The sequence below is a fragment of the Saccharopolyspora sp. NPDC047091 genome (genome assembly GCF_040643635.1).
Classification (GTDB): Bacteria; Actinomycetota; Actinomycetes; order Mycobacteriales; family Pseudonocardiaceae; genus Saccharopolyspora_C.
Genome location: NZ_JBEYUS010000014.1, coordinates 31348 through 48330, shown reverse-complemented (window position 1 = coordinate 48330; position 16983 = coordinate 31348). Strand labels below are relative to the sequence as shown.

Genomic DNA, 16983 nt, shown 5'->3' with positions numbered 1-16983 from the left:
GTGGGTGGCCCGTTCGACCGGTTCTGCGGGTGGGCGGTGCACGTTGCCGATCCTTTTCAGGTCGGGCGCCCGTTCGACGGACTTCGCGGTTCACGTTGCCGGTCCTTTCCGGCGGGGCGCCCGTTCGACCGGCCGCGGTTCACCTTGCCGGTCGTTTTCAGATGGGGCGCCCGCTCGACCGGCCGAGCGGCTCACGCTGCCGGTCGTGTCCGCTGGGGCGCCCGTTCGACCGGCCGCGCGGGTGGGCCGTTCACCCTGCGCGGCGGTTCCAGGTGGTCGCCGGTGCGAGCAGCGGGCCGTTCACCTGGTGCGGGTCGCGCGCCAGGTGGTGGGGGAGACGCCTTCGCGCCGGTGGAAGGCGCGGCTCAGCGCGGTGCCGGTGGGGTAGCCGACGCGCACCGCGATCTCCTGCACGCTCCACGAGGTCTCCCGCAGCAGCGCCTTCACCCGGTACGTCCGCCACGCCGCCAGGTACCCCAGCGGTGTGTCACCTGTCCGCTCCTTGAACAGAGCCGCGAACGCCGAACGCGACATCCCGGCCACCTCCGCCAGCGAACGCACCGTCCACGGGTGCGCCAGATCCGCGTGCAGCGCCCGCACCGCACCGGCCAGCCGCGGATCCCGCAATGCCGCCACCCAGCCGATGGTGCCGCCGCCCACGTCCGCGCAGCAGGCGCGCACCGCCTGCACGAACAGCACGTCCGACAGGCGGCTCGTGACGAACCCGGAGCCGAGCGCGGCCGCCGCGGACTCCCGCGCGATCAGGTCGAACGTGCCGCGCAGCAGCTCGCCCCCCGCCGAGTCCAGGCGCAGCCGGAACAGCGGCGGCAGCAGTCCGAACAGCGCGTCCGCGGCGACCGCGTCGAAGCTGAACCGGGCCGACACCAGCTCGGTCGGCTCCCCGTCCCCGCCGAACCGGACGTCGCCCTCGCAATCGACCAGCGGGCGGCCCGGCTCGTCCTGCAGCGCGAACCCGGTGCCCGCCCGCACCAGCACGCAGTCGTCCGCGGACAGCCGCAGCGGCTCCCGCAGCGCCGCCCCGGTCAGCCAGCACGACCCGGTGGTGATCAGCACCAGCCGCGCCACCCGCCGGGAGCGGAACGAGATCCCCCACGGCGCGCGCGCCGTCATCCGCACGTACCGGGACTCCTCGATCCGCATCGTGGCGAGGAGGTCGTCTACCGGGTCCACGCCCGGCTCCTGGACGAACTGCACCGAATCACGGACGCGATGGTACGGATCGTCCAGCCCGTTCGGGCTACCGTCGAGGGCATGGGACCAACGATGCGCACGTTCGAGGTGTCCGGCGACGGCGGACCGCTGCGGATGCGGGACCGGCCGGTGCCCGCTCCTGCCGCCGGTGAGGTGCTGGTGCGGGTCCGCGCCCGCTCGATCAACGCGCGCGACCTGCCGATCGTGGAAGGGCGCTACTCGATGCCGGTGCCGCCCGGGAGGATTCCGCTGTCCGACGCCGCGGGCACCGTCGACGCGGTCGGCGCGGGGGTGCGCGGCCTCCAGGTCGGCGACCGGGTGATGAGCACCTTCCACCCGGACTGGCTGTACGGGGCGCTCGACGGCTGGGGCGAGCTGTACGGGGTGCAGCGCGACGGGTGGCTCGCCGAACACGTCGCCGTCGCCGAGCACGCCGTGCTGCCGGTGCCGGAACACCTGTCGTTCGAAGAGGCCGCGACGCTGCCGTGCGCCGCGCTCACCGCGTTCGCCGCGCTGGACGGCATCGGACCCGGGGACTCGGTGCTGCTGCAGGGCTCCGGCGGGGTGTCGATGTTCGCGCTGCAGTTCGCCCGGCTCGCCGGAGCGCGGGTGCTGATCACCACGTCCAGCCCGGTGAAGGCGCGGTGGCTGCGCGAACTCGGCGCCCCCGACGTCATCGACCGCGCCGCCGTCCCCGAGTGGGGCGACGAGGTCCGGGCGCGCACCGGCGGACGCGGCGTGGACCGGGTGGTGGAGATCGGCGGCGCCGGATCCATCGGGCAGTCGATCCGCGCCCTCGCCCACGGCGGGCTGATCTCCCTGGTCGGGAACCTCGCCGACGGGCCGGGCATGGACCTCGGGGCCTTCTTGAGCCGCGGGGCGACGCTGCGCACCACCACGGTCGGCAGCCGCAGCGACTTCGAGCGGATGATCCGCGTCCTCGAACAGCACCGGCTGCACCCGCTCATCGACCGGGCCTTCCCCTTCGACGAAGCCGCCGAGGCGTTCACCCACTTCGCCACCACCGACAGGATCGGCAAAGTGGTCATCGGGGACTGATCTCCCTGCTCATGGTGCGCGGGGGATGGGTGGCGGAACCTCAGCGTTCCCCTCGCTGCCCGCTTCCGCGGAGTGACGGCCGTTTCCCTCTTGTCAGCGGCGAAGCCGCTGAGCAGCGACCACCAGAGCAACTCGCACCGCAGCGGGTTCTCAGCGCCCTCCTCGCGAGGACAGCGTTTTCTCATGTGGCGGAGCCACCTGTGAAAACGATCCCGCAGCGAGGAGGGCGCTGAGGTTCCGCCACCCGCCCCGACGAGCAAGAAGACCGGGAGAGATCATCCCCGGGGTTTCGCGGAGTCCTGGAGTTTGGCCCAGCCTGGTTCCAGCTGGGACCAGGACCCCGTGCCGGTGAGGACCGCCAGTTCCGCCGTGGCCAGCTGGTGCGGGACCCCGGTCAGCACCGCGACCAGGTCCTCCAGCCCGGGGTTGTGGCCCACCAGCACCGCGGTGTCGGCTTCGTCGGGCACTTCGTTGAGCACCGCGATCAGCTCACCGGCCGTGGCACCGTAGAGGCGCTTGTCGTGCCGGGTCTCGACCTTGCCGGTCACGCCCGAGATCAGCTGCCAGGTGCGGCGCGCCCGCTTGGCGGGGGAGCAGAGCGCGAAGCCGATGTCGGGCACCCGCTCGGCCAGCCACCTCCCCGCTTCCGGAGCGTCCCGTTCGCCACGTTCCGTGAGCGGGCGTTCGAAGTCGTCGACGTCGTCCGGCCACGCCGACTTCGCGTGCCTGCACACCACCAGAGTGCGTGTCATCGCCACCGTTCCTCATCGTCCGTGGCGTCCAGGGTAGTAGGACGAGCGCCGCCGGGGAGCCCGTCGAATCCGGCGCCCGGAGCCGTGTTTCCCGCCGGAAGCGGGCGAACCGCGCAGTCCGGGCTCAACCGGCGAGCCGCACCGGCAGCGCCTTCGGGCCGTTGGAGATGAACGACTCGGAGGGCTCCAGCGCGTCCGACCCGACCGCGAGGGCGAGGTCGGGGAACCGGTCGAACAGGGCGGGCAGCGCGATCTGCGCCTCCAGCCTGGCCAGCGCCGCACCCAGGCAGAAGTGCGGGCCGAAGCCGAACGCCAGGTGGTCCCGCGCGCCGCGCCGGGCGTCGAACACCTCCGGCGCGTCGTAGTGGCCGGGGTCCCGGTTCGCCGCCGCGTAGGACGCGAGGATCGCGTCGCCTTCGGCGATGACGGTGCCGTCGGCGAGCTTGATGTCGGTGGTGGCGAACCGCAGCGGCACGTTCGCCAGCGCGGGCTGCCAGCGCAGCGTCTCCTCGATCACGTCGTCCCAGCCGATGTCGCCCGCGCGCAGCGCGGCGCGCTGCTCGGGGTGCGTGGTCAGCGCGACGACGGCCTGGCCGAGCAGGTTCACCGTGGTCTCGTGCCCGGCACCGATCATGAGGATCAGGGTGTCGGCGAGTTCCCGTTCGCTGAGCCGGTTCTGCTCCTCGTCGCGGGCCGCGAGCAGCCCGCTGGTGAGGTCGTCGCCGGGGTGCTGCCGCTTCGACTCGATGAGGTCGGTGAGGAAGCGGCCCATCTCCTGCGCCGTCGCCGCCGTCTCCTCGGGGGTGGCGGAGGTGCGGAACACCTCGTCGACGATGTGGCGCAGCTTCCCGCGCATCTCGTCGGGCACCCCGAACAGGTCGGTGATGACCGCGATCGGCAGCGGGTAGGTGAAGCCGGTGCGCAGGTCCACCTCACCGGTCTCCGCGGCCAGCCCGTCCAGCAGTTCCGCGGTGATCTGCTCGATGCGGGGCCGCAGCGCCTGCACGCGGCGCGGCGTGAACGCCTTCGACACGAGGCCGCGCAGCCGGGTGTGCTCCGAGCCGAACGCGGTGAACATGTTGTCCACGCCGACCCAGGAGATCAGCGGCCAGTCCGCCGGGATCTCGCCGTTGATCCACGCGGGCCAGTGCTGCCGCGGGTCCTTGGACACCCGCGGATCGGACAGCAGCCCGCGCAGCTCGCCGTGATCGGTGACCACCCAGGCGGGCACGTCCCCGGGGAGCGCGATCAGTGCGGCCGAGCCGTGCGCGCGCAACCGGTCGTTCTCGCCGTGCACGTCGGCACCGGCCGGGTCGAGAGCGGTCACGGGGCACTGCGATGCGGACATGCGGATCCTCCTGTGGTGGGTTCGGCGAGCGAGGACACGGCTGGGAAGCGCACCGGCAGGGCCGTCAGCGCCCGGTGGAAGGGGCCGGGACGCCACCGCAGCGGTTGCTGATCATCCAGCTCGACTTCGGGAACGTAGTCCAAAAGGGTCTCCAGCGCCACGGTCGCGATCAAGCGCGCGGGCCTGCTCGCCGGGCAGGTGTGCGCGCCCGCGCTGAACGCGAGGTGCGCCCGGTTGCCCGCCGGGATCTGCCCGGACGGGTGCAGCGCCGGGTCGGTGTTGATCGCGGCCATCGAGATCACCACCGGTTCGTCGGCGGGCAGCAGCACGCGGCCCAGGTACACCGGGTGCCGCGGGTAGGTGATCGCGTAGTTCGCCAGCGGGGTGAACCGCCACAGCACGTCGTCGAGCGCCTCGTCCAGCGCGACGCTGCCGGTGGCGACCGCGTCGGCCACCCGGTGCTCGGTGAGCAGCAGGTACAGCGCGTTCGCGATCCAGTTGCCCAGCGGTTCCGCGCCGGCGCCCATCGTGATGATCAGCTGGTGCTGCAGCTCGTCGTCGTCGAGGCCGTGCGGGTGCTCGATCATCCGGGTCGTCACGTCGTCCCCGGGGTTCGCGCGCTTGTACCGGACGAGGTCGTTGACGCTCTCCTCCAGGTACCGGTTCGCCAGCTGCGGGTCGGTGCCGTCCCACAGCGCGGCGATCGCGGCGACCATGGCCTGCGCGATCTCGGCGGGGCAGCCGAACATCTGCTGCAGCACCAGCATCGGCAGCTGCGCCGCGTACTCGCCGAGCAGGTCGGCGTGGCCGCGGCCGGTGAACCCGGTGATCAGCCGGATCGCGCTGGACTGCACGAAGCGCCGCAGCTGCGCGGGTTTCACCGCGGTGAGGCTGTGCTCCACCGGCGGGCGCAGCCGCGCGTGCCGCTGCCCGTCGGCGAACAGCGTGTTCGGCCGCCAGGACATCATCGGCAGCACCGGGGTGTCCGGCGGCGCGGTGTCCTGCCAGCGGCGCGAGTCCTTGACGAACACGTGCGGGCTGCGCAGCACCTGCAGCGCCGTCTCGTAGTCGACCACCAGCATCGCGGGCACGTCGGGCGCCAGCGTCACCGGCACGATCGGGCCGCGGGAGCGCAGCCGCGCGTACACCCGATCCGGGTGCGCGGTGAACTCCTCGCCGTGCAGCGGGATGCGGTCTTGCAGGTCGGGGCCGGACAGGGCCGTCATGGTCGCTCCGTCGTCGGGGAGGTCGTCGGGGGCTGGGGGAGTGCGGTCACGAGCGCACCGTCGGGTCGGCGGCGTGCCTGCCGGAGGTCGAGGTCAGCAGCACGTGCTCGACCAGGTCGACCAGCACCCGGGTGCAGGAGGCGACGTCCCGCGCGTCGCACACCGCGACCGGCGTCTCCGGCGGCGGGTCGAGCGCTTCGCGCAGGTCCGCCACCGAGTGCAGCGGGGCGGAGTCGAACGCGTTCACCGCGATCGCGTAGGGCAGGCCCAGCTCCTCCACCCGGTCCATCACCTCGAACGAATCCGCCAGCCGGCGGGTGTCCGCCAGCACCAGCGCGCCGAGCGAGCCGTTCGCCAGCGTCCGCCACAGGTAGGTGAACCGCTGCTGGCCGGGCGTGCCGAACAGGTACAGCACCAGCTGATCGTTGAGGGTGCGGCGGCCGAAGTCCAGCGCCACCGTGGTCGTCGTCTTCGCCGGGGTGAGGTGCAGGTCGTCGACCGCCTCGCTGGCCGAGGTCAGCGATTCCTCGGTGTGCAGCGGCATGATCTCCGACATGGTGTCGACGAACGTGGTCTTGCCGACACCGGCCGGGCCGACCACCAGGATCTTCGCCGATCGTCGCACCGTGTCGGCGACGTAGGCCGACTCAGGCGGAGGTGTCCAGGCGGCGGAGTCCATCGAGCACCTCCTGCAGCAGATCCGTGCTGGGCACCGACGCCGGGCGGTTCGCCGAGGCGGGCGTCAGGTATCCCTCGTCGATCAGGTCGGCCACCACCACCAGCGTCACCGTCAGCGGCAGTTCGGTGTGCGCGGCGATCTCGGCCACCGACAGCGCACCGCCTTGGGCGACCTGCACGATCCGGCGGCGGTCCGGATCGAGCTCGGACACCGCACCGGTGGCCGCCGCCCGCACCAGGGCGGCCGGTTCCACCGGTTGCTCGGCCCGGGCCCGGCCCCGGGTGAGCACGTAGGAGCGCACCAGCTCCGACTCCCGCCGGTGCGGTCCCGGGGTCACGAACTCCGCCTGGCGGCGGTGCGCGCAGCCGTGCCCATCTCCTGCCCGAGCCGCTTGGCGGTCATCTGCATCTCGGTCGACACCACGCCCAGGTCGGTGTCGGCGTCGGTCACCAGCACGAGGTAGGACTCCTCGCCGAACGGTTGCAGCAGCTGGTAGCCCTGCGCGTGCTGCACCAGCACCTGCTCGAAACCGCCGGTGGGGTAGCCCAGCGGTTCCATCCCGTGCCGGGCGCAGGCCTGCAGCGGCGCGCTGACCGCCGCCCAGCGCTCGGCGTCGGCCTGGTCGAGGCCGCTGTTCTTGACCAGGAGCATCCCGTCGCCGGACACCGCGATGGCCGCCCGGATGCCGGAGTGCTCGACGAGGTCGTCGAGCACCCAGCTCCGGTCGGGTTTCGGCGCCGTCAGGGCCGTCTCGGTCATGCTCGTGCATCCCTTCTGGAAGTGGACGTGTCCACCGGGTCGTCGCCGTCGTGCTCGGCGGCCGGGCCCGGTTCGATCTCGGTGGCCGCGTCGCCGTCGTCGGTGGCGCGAGTGGCGCGCTGGAGCCCGCGCAGGCCTTGGGCCGCGTCGGTGGTGCGGCGCTGCGCCCCGTCGGCGATGGGCTGCACGGAGGCGCTGTCCGGCGCGGACAGGTCGCCGGAGCGGGTCATGGTGCGGCGCGGCCGCTTGGGCAGCCCGGCGGCGGTCGTGGTGGCCGGTTCGGGCTGGCGGTGCCGGGGTGCGTCCGGTTCGGCGGCGACCGGAGCCGGTGCCGGTGCGGGCGCCGGTTCCGGGACGAGCGCGGGCTCGTCCCGCCCGGCGGAGATCACCGGCTGCTGCTCCAGCGTGGTCAGCAGGTGGTGCGGCACCAGCAGCACCGCGCGCAGGCCGCCGCGGCTGGAGGCGGCGTCGAGCCGCACGGTGAACCCGTAGTTCGCGGCCAGCACGCTGCACCCGGCGAGGCCGGTGCGCGGCGGGTTGCCCAGCTCGGTCAGCTCGATCTCGGAGTCGCCGCGGGACAGCAGCGCGTTGGCCTGGTTCAGCGCGTCCGGCGGCATTCCGACCCCGCCGTCGTGGATCTCCAGCGAGACGCCGTGGTACTCGGCGGTGATCAGCACGTCCACCGGCGCGGTCGGCGGCGAGGAGCGGGTCGCGTTGTCCAGCAGTTCCGCCAGCGCGGCGCTCAGCGGTTCGACCACGCGCCCCAGCACCGCGGTGGTGGTGTCGCGGGTGGACAGCCGCACCCGCTCGTAGTCGTGGATGCGGGACTGGGCGGCGCCGACGAGCCGCGCCATCAGCTGCGGGGTGCGCTGCTGGCCGGGCGGCGATCCGCACAGCACGGTCACCAGCTGGGCGCGCCGCTGCGCCTGCGCCAGCAGGTGGTCGATCGGCAGCAGGTCCTCCAGCACGTCCGGCCCGTGGGTGCGCTGCATGTCGTGCAGCCGCCCGGCCGCGTTGTTGGTCAGCGCGAGGATGCGCCGCATCGTGCCGCCGAGCGCCTCCTGGGCGCCCTGCACGACCTCGCGGCGGAACCGCTCGTCCGGTTGGGCGGGCATCGGTTCCAGCGCGGGAGCGGTCGGCGGTTCCAGCGCCGCGGGGGCCGGTGCCTGCGCGGGCTCCGGTGCCGGGAGCGGGTCGAGCGCCGCGAGCTGCTCGATCTCCTTGTGCTGTTGGCGCAACCGAGCGCTCAACAACGCCACCGCGGCTCCCAGCAGCACCACCAGGATCACCAGGCCGCCGAGTATCCACCCTGTCGTTTGTTGCATCGCCGTCCTCACCCATCCCGCGCCACCGCGGGTTCCTCGGCCTTGCCAGCCGGCTCGTGGTGCTGCGTGCGGCAGCACCACGGCGCACGCGGGCCACCGTAGCGAATGTTGATCACATTGAGTACAGTTGGCCGGTTCAGGCATGATCAACTTCGGAAATGTGATCGAGCGCTGCTCCGCACGGGCGACCGAGGCCTTGCGCGGAGCGCCGCCGTCTGCTCTCGCAGGCCGGATTTCGCCGCCGGATACCGCTGAACGAGTGCCCGACGGGCCGTTCGGGACATCGCTGCAGGTACCCGCATTCCGGTGGAGCGGGTACCGGGCCCGCGGCGGATCTTCATATGATGTTGGGAATGTCGACACCTGCCGTTCAGCCGTCGTTGGCCGCCGAGCCGAACCCCTACGTGCCCGGCGTGAGCTCCGACCTGTACCGGGGCATCGCGGGTGCGGGCGCGGCGAGCCCGGAGTGGTTGCAGGCGTTCGCCGAGTTCTTCACCGAGGCCGCGATCATCGGTTTCCTCGCCGCCTTCGCCGTGCTGTTCGTCCAGGCGCGCAACGACGAGGACCACGTGATGGCGCGCGCCGTGCTGCCGCCGCTGGGCACCGCGCTCGCCTACGTGCTCAGCGAGGTCCTCAAGTCCTTCATCCAGGAGGACCGGCCGTGCCGCGCGGTCGCGCACGCGGACTTCATCGCGTCCTGCCCGGAACTCGGCGACTGGTCGTTCCCCAGCAACCACTCCACGATCGCCGCGGCCGCCGCGATCGGCCTGTTCTGCGCGCGCCGCAGCTGGGGCTGGGCCGCGGTCGTGGTCGGGCTGCTGACCGGGCTGTCCCGGGTGTTCATCGGCGTGCACTACCCGCACGACGTGCTGGTGGGCCTGCTGCTGGGCGGGGCCGTGGCGGCGCTGCTGCCGCTGCTGGCCGAGCGGATCACCCCGCTGGTCGGGCGGCTGCGCGCGACGTCCGCGGGTGAGCTGGTGCTCGGCGGAGGCGACGACGGCTGGGACGACTTCGCCGACTACGACGACCGCGACGAGCACGAGCACTTCGACGAGTTCGACGACTTCGGCGGCGTCCGCGGCGAGGACGCCGTCGACGAGGACCGCACGGTCCAGCTCCCCGCGGTGGACGACGCGACGGTCCAGTTCCGCACGATCCGCCGGTGACCGCAGCGCCTGCTGGGGCCGGACAGCCGCGCCGAACGCCGAGCGCGGCGCAGGCCGCGTCCTCCGCACCGCCGCGAGGAAACCGCTGAGGTTCCGCCACCCGAGCACTACGCGGCAGGAGCAGCGAGACAGGCCGTGAGGTTCCGCCACCCGGCCGGCAGGAGGAGCCGGGCTTCAGCCGAGGAGGCTGCGCAGCCGGGGCAGGAGTTCCCGCCGGGAGAACTCGAAGAAGGCGTCCTGGTGGTCGTCCCCGCCGATCTGCACCAGGGCCACGTCGGTGAACCCGCAGTCCCGGAACGAGGTGACGGCGTCGACGATCGGCTCGGCGTCGGGGCCGCACGGGATGTTCTCGGCCACGTCCTCGGGCCGCACGAACCGGGTCGCGGCGGCGAACCCGGCCGGTCCGGGCAGGTCCGCGTTGACCCGCCAGCCGCCGGCGAACCAGCGGAACTGCTCGTGCGCCCGCTTGACCGCCGCGTCCCGGTCGGTGCCCCAGGACACCGGCAGCTGCCCGACCTTCCGGTCGCCGCCACCGGCGGAGTCCCAGCCGCGGCACAGCGCTTCGCTGGGATCGGTGGCGATCATCGTCTCGGCGAGCGGCGCGAACCGGGCGGTGGATTCGGGCCCGGACACGGCGATGCCGATCGGCACCGGCCGCGCGGGCACGTCCCACAACTTCCCGGCGTCCACGCGGAAGTGCTCCCCGGCGTAGTCGAGCCGGTCGCCGCCGGAGAGCGCGCGGATGATCTCGACGGCTTCGACGAGCATCTCGTGCCGGACGCCGACGGACGGCCAACCGCGGCCCACCACGTGCTCGTTGAGGTTCTCCCCGGCGCCGAGCCCGAGGGTGAACCGGTCCTGCGAGAGCAGGCCGATCGTCGCGGCCTTCTGCGCCACGATCGCCGGGTGGTAGCGCAGGATGGGCGCGGTCACGTACGTCATCAGCTCCAGCCGCTCGGTCACCTGGGTGACGGCGCCCAGCACGCTCCACGCGTACGGCGAGTGGGCTTGGGCGTCCAGCCAGGGCGAGTAGTGGTCGCTCAGCACCGCGAAGTCGTAGCCCGCGTCCTCGGCGAGCGGGGCGTGGCGCACCAGCGCGCGCGGGCCGGACTGCTCGGTCATCAACGTGTACCCGATCCGAACCATGCGCTCAGGCTGGCAGTCATCGCGCTTGAACGCGTCCGAGCGGCCCGTGCGGTGCGGGGACGCCGGTTCAGCGGCGGGGGCAGAGCCCGTCGAGGGTGACGGACAGCAGCTTGCGCACCGCGTCGTCGCCCGAGCGCAGCAGCTTCGACGCCAGCGCCCCTTCGATCATCTCCAGCACGAGCATCAGGTCGGCGGGTTCGAGGTCGGCGCGCACCTCGGCCGCGGCCTGCGCGCGGCGGAACGCGGGGGTGAGCGCGGCGATCAGGGCGTCGGCGAAGCGCCGTTGCTCCTGCTCGGGCAGCTGCCGGATGAGGTGGACCAGCGGCCGTCGCACCACCTGGTCGGAGAGCACGAAGTGCAGCAGGTCGCGGAACGGGCGGCGTTCGCGTTCCGCGGTGCTGACGAGGCGTTCGAGCGCTTCGATGCGGTGCGCGGCGACGGTGGTGGCCAGCGCGTGCCGGTCGGAGAAGTGGCGGTAGACGGTGGCGCGGCCGAGGCCCGCGCGGCGCGCGATCTCCTCGATCTGCACGGAATCGGCGCCTTCGGCGAACGCCTCGTCCGCCGCGCGCAGGATCATCTCGCGGTTGCGGCGGGCGTCGGTGCGCTGCGGGGTCAGCAACACTCGCCGTTCACGCACGACGCGTGATGCTACCCGTGCGTAGTGAGAACGTCGACCGGTTTCCGCTCTCGGTTCGATTCCCTACGCTTCCGAGCCATCCGCCGCCGTGATCAGCGACGACGCCGCCCGAGTCCCGACCGAGCAGGAGCCCGCATGCCCGAACTGAGCCGACGTTCCGTCCTCGCCGGAGCCGCCGCCACCGGACTGGCCGCGTTCGCGGCACCGCGGGCCGCCGCGGCGAACCGGGTGCGGCTGACCCGCGAGGAGCACCGGGTCGTCGTCATCGGCTCCGGCTTCGGCGGCGGCGTCACCGCGCTGCGCTTCGCCCAGGCCGGGGTGCCGGTGCTCGTGCTGGAACGCGGCGCCCGCTGGCCCACCGGGCCGAACGCGGACACCTTCCCGAGCATCACCCGGCCCGACTCGCGGATCTCCTGGCTGGGTTCCACGCCTTCGCTGTTCGGCGTGGAGCTCGCGCCGTTCGACCGCCGCACCGGGCTGATCGAGCAGATCCCGGGCCGCGGCATGGACATCATGTGCGCCGCGGGCGTCGGCGGCGGCTCGCTGGTCTACCAGGGCATGACGCTGCAACCGGACGAGGACGTGTTCAACGCGACGCTGCCCGAGCGGCTCGATTACCGGCGGATGGCCCGGGAGCACTACCCGCGGGTCGCGTCGATGCTGCGGGTGGCGACCGCGCCGGACGAGCTGATCGCGAGCTCGACCTACGCGCCCTCCCGCGCGTTCGCCCGCGGCGTCGAGCGCGCCGGGTACCCGCTGTCGAAGATCCCGATGCCGATCGACTGGGACTACGCGCTGCGCGAGCTCACCGGCGAGTTCAAGGCGTCCTACACCAACGGGGATTGCGCGTTCGGGGTGAACAACGGCGGCAAGCACTCCGTCGACGTCACCTACCTCGCCGCCGCCGAGGCCACCGGCAAGGTCACCGTCGCCGCCCAGCACCACGTCACCGACGTGGCGCGGGCCCGCGACGGGCGCTGGCAGGTGCACGTGGACCGGATCGCCACCGACGGCACCGTGCTCGAACAGAAGATCATCACGGCCGGGGCGCTGGTGATGGCGGCCGGGACCGCGAACACCACCAAGCTGCTGATGCGGGCCGCGGCGAAGGAGCAGATCCGCGACCTGCCGGACGGGCTCGGTTCCGGCTGGGGCTCCAACGGCGACCGCATCTACACCTGGACCAGCTTCGCCGAGGACTTCGGCTCGCCCCAGGGCGGCCCGGTCGTCTACGGCAGCCTGGAGTGGGACGACCCGGCGCGGGCCAACACGGTCATCCAGGCGTCGATCCCGCCGATCGGGGACCTGCGCACCACCATGCTCGTCGGCTACGGGGTCAGCGACGGCCGCGGCGAGTTCGTCTACGACCCGCGCACCGACGACGCCGTGCTGCACTGGCCGCACGACGGCGACGCCGAGCTGGCCCGGCACGTCGACGAGCGCGTCGCCCGCGTCGCCGGGGACGGCGCCGTGCGGCTGGACACCACCTCGCTGGTGCCGAACACCTGGCACCCGCTCGGCGGGGCGTCGATGGGCTCGGTCTGCGACCTGGCCGGCCGGGTGCTCGGCCAGCGCGGGCTCTACGTGCTCGACGGCGCGCTGCTGCCCGGCACCAGCGCCGCCTGCAACCCGTCCATGACCATCGCCGCCGTCGCCGAGCGGGCCACCGACGAGCTCATCGCCCAGGACGTGGGCACCGTCATCTGACCGCGTCGGCCGCGGTCCGGCGTCCACATCGGACCGAGGTCGCCGGACCCGGGCGGGTGCGCCCGCCCGCGGGTACCGCGTGCGCGGCACCGCCGCGCCGGAGTGAGCACCCGGCTCGTGGTGGACCGCCCGCAGGCCGCCGAGATGCTCCGGGTGCTCGAACCGGAGAGCTGACCGGTGTGCCGCGGACCCGGCCGCGGCGGCCGGGTCCGCGACCGTCCGGTGGAGGACGGGCGCCCGCGAATTCCGCACCAAGCGGGCGAATCCGGCGCCGGTGAGCACGGCGCGTACCGCCTCGATCACCGGCGGCGATCGCCGCTGCCCGAGGCGCCGGGCTTGTCGTGGCCGCGGTTTAAGCTGGTCGATGGTCCGCCGCCGATCGCGGCGACCTCCCCGAACCGTAGAGAGATCGCGTGCTGCTCCGATTGCTGCGGGCCCACCTGAGGCCCTACCGGTCGTCGATCGTCCTGCTGGTGCTGCTCCAGCTGGTCCAGACGGTCGCCACCCTCTACCTGCCGACGCTCAACGCCGACATCATCGACCGCGGGGTGCTCACCGGCGACGAGGGCTACATCCTCCGCATCGGCGCCGTGATGCTCGCGGTGTCGCTGCTGCAGCTGGTCTGCTCGATCGCCGCCGTCGGCTTCGCCGCGCGCATCGCGATGTCGCTGGGCGGGGACCTGCGGGCCTCCGTGTTCGACCAGGTGCAGTCCTTCTCCGGTCGCGAGGTCGGCCGGTTCGGCGCGCCATCGCTGATCACCCGCACCACCAACGACGTCCAGCAGATCCAGATGCTGGTGCTGATGACCTGCGCGATGATGATCACCGCGCCGATCATGTGCGTCGGCGGCATCCTGCTGGCCCTCAACCAGGACGTGCCGCTGTCCGGGCTGCTGCTGGTGATCGTGCCGGTGCTCGGCGCGTTCATCGGCGTGCTGGTGTCCCGGCTGCGCCCGGTGTTCCGCGAGATGCAGCAGCGCATCGACACCGTCAACCGGGTGCTGCGCGAGCAGATCAACGGCCTGCAGGTGATCCGCGCGTTCGGCAAGGACCTGCACGAGCAGCGCCGCTTCGGCGCCGCCAACGCCGAGCTCACCGGCAGCGCCCTGCGTGTCGGTAACCTGATGGCGCTGATGTTCCCGACCGTGCTGGCCGTCGTGAACATCTCCAGCGTCGCCGTCACCTGGTTCGGCGCCGGGCGCATCGACGACGGCAGCATGCAGGTCGGGGCGCTCGTCGCGTTCCTCGCCTACCTGATGCAGATCCTCATGTCGGTGATGATGGCGACGTTCATGTTCATGATGATCCCGCGCGCCGAGGTCTGCGCCGAACGCATCCAGGAGGTGCTCGACACCGAGACCACCGTGCGGCTGCCGGAACACCCCGTCCGCGAGCTCACCGGGCACGGCAGGCTCGCGCTGCACGACGTCGGATTCCGCTATCCCGGCGCGGAACAGCCGGTGCTGCACGGCATCGGCTTCGAAGCCGGGCCGGGGGAGACCACCGCGATCATCGGCAGCACCGGCAGCGGCAAGAGCACCCTGGTCAACCTCATCCCGCGGCTGTCCGACGCCACCGACGGCGCCATCCGCATCGACGGGGTGGACGTGCGGGAGATCGACCCGGACCTGCTGACCCGCACCGTCTCCTACGTGCCGCAACGGCCCTACCTGTTCTCCGGCACCATCGCGAGCAACCTGCGCCACGGCGACCCGGATGCCACCGACGAGGACCTGTGGCACGCGCTGGAGGTCGCCGCGGCCGCCGACTTCGTGCGCGCACTGCCCGGCGGCCTCGACGCCGAGCTGTCCCAGGGCGGCGGCAACGTCTCCGGGGGCCAGCGGCAGCGGCTCGCGATCGCCAGAGCCCTGGTGCGGCGCCCCGAGATCTACCTGTTCGACGACTCGTTCTCCGCGCTCGACTACGCCACCGACGCCGAAGTGCGCGCCGCGCTGCGCCGGGACACCGCCGACGCGACCGTCGTGATCGTCGCCCAGCGGGTCAGCACCATCCGCGACGCCGACCGCATCCTCGTGCTCGATGCGGGCGAGCTCGTCGGCATCGGCACCCACCACGACCTGATGCGCGACAACGAGACCTACCGGGAGATCGTCCTGTCCCAGCTCACCGAAGAGGAAGCGGCATGACCGGCCCCGGACGTCCCGGCATGGCGGGCAACAACCGGCCGGAAGGGTTCGCCACCGCGGGCCGTCGCCTGCTCGGGCTGCTGCGGCCCGAACGACCGCTGCTGATCGCGGTGCTGGTGCTGGCCGTGGTGAGCGTGCTGCTCAGCGTCCTGGGCCCGCGCTACCTGGGGCAGGCCACCGACCTCGTCGTCGCGGGCGGCATCCGCGGCACCGGCGTCGACTTCGGCGCCGTCGGGACCGTGCTGCTGGTGGCGCTGGCGGTGTACGTCGGATCCTGGCTGTTCGGCGTCGCCCAGGCCCGGCTGATCAACGGCGCGGTGCAGCGCACCGCCAGCCGGCTGCGCCGGGACGCGGAGGAGAAGCTGGCGAAGCTGCCGGTGAGCCACTTCGACCGGCAATCCCGCGGCGAAGTGCTCAGCCGGGTCACCAACGACATCGACAACGTCGGGCAATCGCTGCAGCAGACGTTCTCGCAGGTGATCACCTCGGTGCTGACCATCCTCGGTGTGCTGGCGGTGATGTTCGTCATCTCCCCGCTGCTGGCGGTGTTCGCGCTGGTCAGCATCCCGATCTCGGCGCTGGTCACCATCCTGATCGGCAAGCGCGCGCAGCCGCAGTTCGCGGCCCAGTGGAAGAGCACCGGCGAGCTCAACGGGCACGTCGAGGAGATGTACACCGGGCACGCCACCATCAAGGCCTTCGGCCGGGGGCGCGAATCCGCCGAGATCTTCCGGCAGCGCAACGAAGCGCTGACCAAGGCCTCGTTCCGCGCGCAGTTCCTGTCCGGCGTGATCCAGCCGAGCATGATGTTCCTCAGCAACCTGAACTACCTGCTCGTCGCCGTCGTCGGCGCGCTGCGGGTCTCGGCCGGGGCGCTGACCATCGGCGACGTGCAGGCGTTCGTGCAGTACTCGCGGCAGTTCAGCCAGCCGCTCACCCAGGTCGCGAGCATGGCGAACCTGGTGCAGTCCGGCCTGGCCTCCGCCGAACGGGTCTTCGCGCTGCTCGACGCGCCCGAGCAGGAACCGTCCCCGGACCTGGCGCCGAAGACCGAACGCCCCCGCGGCCGCGTCGAGTTCGAGCACGTCGCGTTCCGCTACGACCCGGACGAACCGCTGATCGAGGACCTGTCGCTGGTCGCCGAACCCGGTGCCACCGTCGCCATCGTCGGACCCACCGGCGCGGGCAAGTCCACGCTGGTCAACCTGCTGATGCGGTTCTACGAGGTCACCGGCGGCCGGATCACCCTCGACGGCGAGGACACCCGCGCCATGTCCCGGGAACGGCTGCGCGCCGCCACCGGCATGGTCCTGCAGGACACCTGGCTGTTCGGCGGCACCATCGCCGAGAACATCGCCTACGGCAGGCAGAACGCCACCCGCGAGGAAGTGGTGGCCGCGGCGAAGGCCGCGCACGTCGACCACTTCGCCCGCAGCCTGCCCGACGGCTACGACACCGTCATCGACGACGAGGGCACCGGGGTCAGCGCGGGGGAGAAGCAGCTGATCACCATCGCGCGGGCGTTCCTCGCCGACCCGGCGATCCTCATCCTGGACGAGGCGACCAGCTCCGTCGACACCCGCACCGAGGCGCTCATCCAGCGCGCCATGGCCACGTTGCGCACCGGCCGCACCGCGTTCGTCATCGCGCACCGGCTCTCCACCATCCGCGACGCCGATGTGATCCTGGTGCTGGAGCGCGGCGACATCGTCGAACAGGGCACCCACGACGAACTGGTCGCGAAGGGCGGCGCCTACGCGCGACTGCACCAGGCCCAGTTCACCGGACCGGCCGAAGTGGGCTGAACACCGACGGGAGGA

Annotated in this window: 15 protein-coding genes; 5 read left to right on the top strand and 10 right to left on the bottom strand. The window is 72.5% G+C overall.

The genetic code is table 11. From position 1 onward, the window contains the following. Positions 1-300 precede the first annotated feature (300 nt). Positions 301-1191, bottom strand: a complete 891-nt coding sequence (locus tag ABZ805_RS09430; RefSeq protein WP_358436798.1) for an AraC family transcriptional regulator — start codon at positions 1189-1191, stop codon at positions 301-303. An 81-nt stretch (positions 1192-1272) separates the two neighbouring features. On the opposite strand from ABZ805_RS09430, the gene ABZ805_RS09425 reads away from it, so the two are divergent. Continuing rightward, positions 1273-2271: an NAD(P)-dependent alcohol dehydrogenase gene (locus tag ABZ805_RS09425; RefSeq protein ID WP_358436795.1), complete on the top strand. Its 999-nt coding sequence runs from the start codon at positions 1273-1275 to the stop codon at positions 2269-2271. A 275-nt stretch (positions 2272-2546) separates the two neighbouring features. Here the strand turns inward: ABZ805_RS09425 and ABZ805_RS09420 are convergent, their stop codons facing one another. The 7 genes from ABZ805_RS09420 to ABZ805_RS09390 all read right to left on the bottom strand — a co-directional run bounded on the left by ABZ805_RS09420 (position 2547) and on the right by ABZ805_RS09390 (position 8360). Next, the gene (locus tag ABZ805_RS09420; protein ID WP_358436793.1) at positions 2547-3023 is read right to left on the bottom strand and encodes a histidine phosphatase family protein; all 477 of its coding nucleotides are present in this window, start codon (positions 3021-3023) and stop codon (positions 2547-2549) included. Positions 3024-3147: 124 nt separating this feature from the next. Further along, on the bottom strand, positions 3148-4371 hold the full coding sequence (locus ABZ805_RS09415) for a cytochrome P450 (RefSeq protein WP_358436790.1): 1224 nt from the start codon (positions 4369-4371) through the stop codon (positions 3148-3150). Next, positions 4347-5597 carry a cytochrome P450 gene (locus ABZ805_RS09410; protein WP_358436787.1) on the bottom strand — a complete coding sequence of 417 codons (1251 nt, stop codon included), beginning with the start codon at positions 5595-5597 and terminating at the stop codon, positions 4347-4349. Before ABZ805_RS09410 ends, ABZ805_RS09415 begins: the two co-directional genes overlap by 25 nt. A gap of 46 nt (positions 5598-5643) precedes the next feature. Further along, positions 5644-6276 (bottom strand): ATP/GTP-binding protein, encoded by a 633-nt coding sequence (locus ABZ805_RS09405; protein WP_358436784.1) that lies wholly within the window; start codon positions 6274-6276, stop codon positions 5644-5646. Beyond that, a complete protein-coding gene (locus ABZ805_RS09400; protein WP_358436782.1) occupies positions 6245-6613 on the bottom strand; it encodes a DUF742 domain-containing protein in 369 nt (122 codons plus the stop codon). Before ABZ805_RS09400 ends, ABZ805_RS09405 begins: the two co-directional genes overlap by 32 nt. Next, positions 6610-7035, bottom strand: coding sequence for a roadblock/LC7 domain-containing protein (locus tag ABZ805_RS09395; protein ID WP_358436779.1), 426 nt, complete (start codon positions 7033-7035; stop codon positions 6610-6612). Before ABZ805_RS09395 ends, ABZ805_RS09400 begins: the two co-directional genes overlap by 4 nt. After that, on the bottom strand, positions 7032-8360 hold the full coding sequence (locus ABZ805_RS09390) for an ATP-binding protein (protein ID WP_358436776.1): 1329 nt from the start codon (positions 8358-8360) through the stop codon (positions 7032-7034). The genes ABZ805_RS09395 and ABZ805_RS09390 overlap by 4 nt, the downstream gene beginning before the upstream one ends. 353 nt (positions 8361-8713) lie before the next feature. Here ABZ805_RS09390 and ABZ805_RS09385 point away from each other — a divergent pair, with 353 nt between their 5' ends. After that, positions 8714-9526: a phosphatase PAP2 family protein gene (locus ABZ805_RS09385; protein ID WP_358436773.1), complete on the top strand. Its 813-nt coding sequence runs from the start codon at positions 8714-8716 to the stop codon at positions 9524-9526. Between the two features lie 174 nt (positions 9527-9700). Here the strand turns inward: ABZ805_RS09385 and ABZ805_RS09380 are convergent, their stop codons facing one another. Continuing rightward, positions 9701-10672 (bottom strand): TIGR03557 family F420-dependent LLM class oxidoreductase, encoded by a 972-nt coding sequence (locus tag ABZ805_RS09380; protein ID WP_358436771.1) that lies wholly within the window; start codon positions 10670-10672, stop codon positions 9701-9703. A 67-nt stretch (positions 10673-10739) separates the two neighbouring features. Beyond that, a complete protein-coding gene (locus ABZ805_RS09375; protein WP_358436769.1) occupies positions 10740-11309 on the bottom strand; it encodes a helix-turn-helix domain-containing protein in 570 nt (189 codons plus the stop codon). Between the two features lie 135 nt (positions 11310-11444). Between ABZ805_RS09375 and ABZ805_RS09370 the strand changes: the two genes are divergently transcribed. The 3 genes from ABZ805_RS09370 (at position 11445) to ABZ805_RS09360 (ending at position 16968) form a co-directional block, all read left to right on the top strand. Then, entirely contained in the window at positions 11445-13016 is a 1572-nt protein-coding gene (locus ABZ805_RS09370) for a GMC oxidoreductase (protein WP_358436766.1), read from the top strand. 413 nt (positions 13017-13429) lie between these two features. Next, positions 13430-15163 (top strand): ABC transporter ATP-binding protein, encoded by a 1734-nt coding sequence (locus ABZ805_RS09365; protein ID WP_358436763.1) that lies wholly within the window; start codon positions 13430-13432, stop codon positions 15161-15163. Next, positions 15160-16968: an ABC transporter ATP-binding protein gene (locus ABZ805_RS09360; protein ID WP_358436760.1), complete on the top strand. Its 1809-nt coding sequence runs from the start codon at positions 15160-15162 to the stop codon at positions 16966-16968. The genes ABZ805_RS09365 and ABZ805_RS09360 overlap by 4 nt, the downstream gene beginning before the upstream one ends. Positions 16969-16983 lie beyond the last annotated feature (15 nt).

Excerpts from the sequence above, each read along its gene's own strand:
- ABZ805_RS09410 (WP_358436787.1), bottom strand. The coding sequence starts at position 5,597 with ATGACGGCCCTGTCCGGCCCCGACCTGCAAGACCGCATCCCGCTGCAC.
- ABZ805_RS09370 (WP_358436766.1), top strand. The coding sequence starts at position 11,445 with ATGCCCGAACTGAGCCGACGTTCCGTCCTCGCCGGAGCCGCCGCCACC.
- ABZ805_RS09385 (WP_358436773.1), top strand. The coding sequence starts at position 8,714 with ATGTCGACACCTGCCGTTCAGCCGTCGTTGGCCGCCGAGCCGAACCCC.
- ABZ805_RS09360 (WP_358436760.1), top strand. The coding sequence starts at position 15,160 with ATGACCGGCCCCGGACGTCCCGGCATGGCGGGCAACAACCGGCCGGAA.
- ABZ805_RS09380 (WP_358436771.1), bottom strand. The coding sequence starts at position 10,672 with ATGGTTCGGATCGGGTACACGTTGATGACCGAGCAGTCCGGCCCGCGC.
- ABZ805_RS09420 (WP_358436793.1), bottom strand. The coding sequence starts at position 3,023 with ATGACACGCACTCTGGTGGTGTGCAGGCACGCGAAGTCGGCGTGGCCG.
- ABZ805_RS09395 (WP_358436779.1), bottom strand. The coding sequence starts at position 7,035 with ATGACCGAGACGGCCCTGACGGCGCCGAAACCCGACCGGAGCTGGGTG.
- ABZ805_RS09415 (WP_358436790.1), bottom strand. The coding sequence starts at position 4,371 with ATGTCCGCATCGCAGTGCCCCGTGACCGCTCTCGACCCGGCCGGTGCC.
- ABZ805_RS09405 (WP_358436784.1), bottom strand. The coding sequence starts at position 6,276 with ATGGACTCCGCCGCCTGGACACCTCCGCCTGAGTCGGCCTACGTCGCC.
- ABZ805_RS09390 (WP_358436776.1), bottom strand. The coding sequence starts at position 8,360 with ATGCAACAAACGACAGGGTGGATACTCGGCGGCCTGGTGATCCTGGTG.
- ABZ805_RS09425 (WP_358436795.1), top strand. The coding sequence starts at position 1,273 with ATGGGACCAACGATGCGCACGTTCGAGGTGTCCGGCGACGGCGGACCG.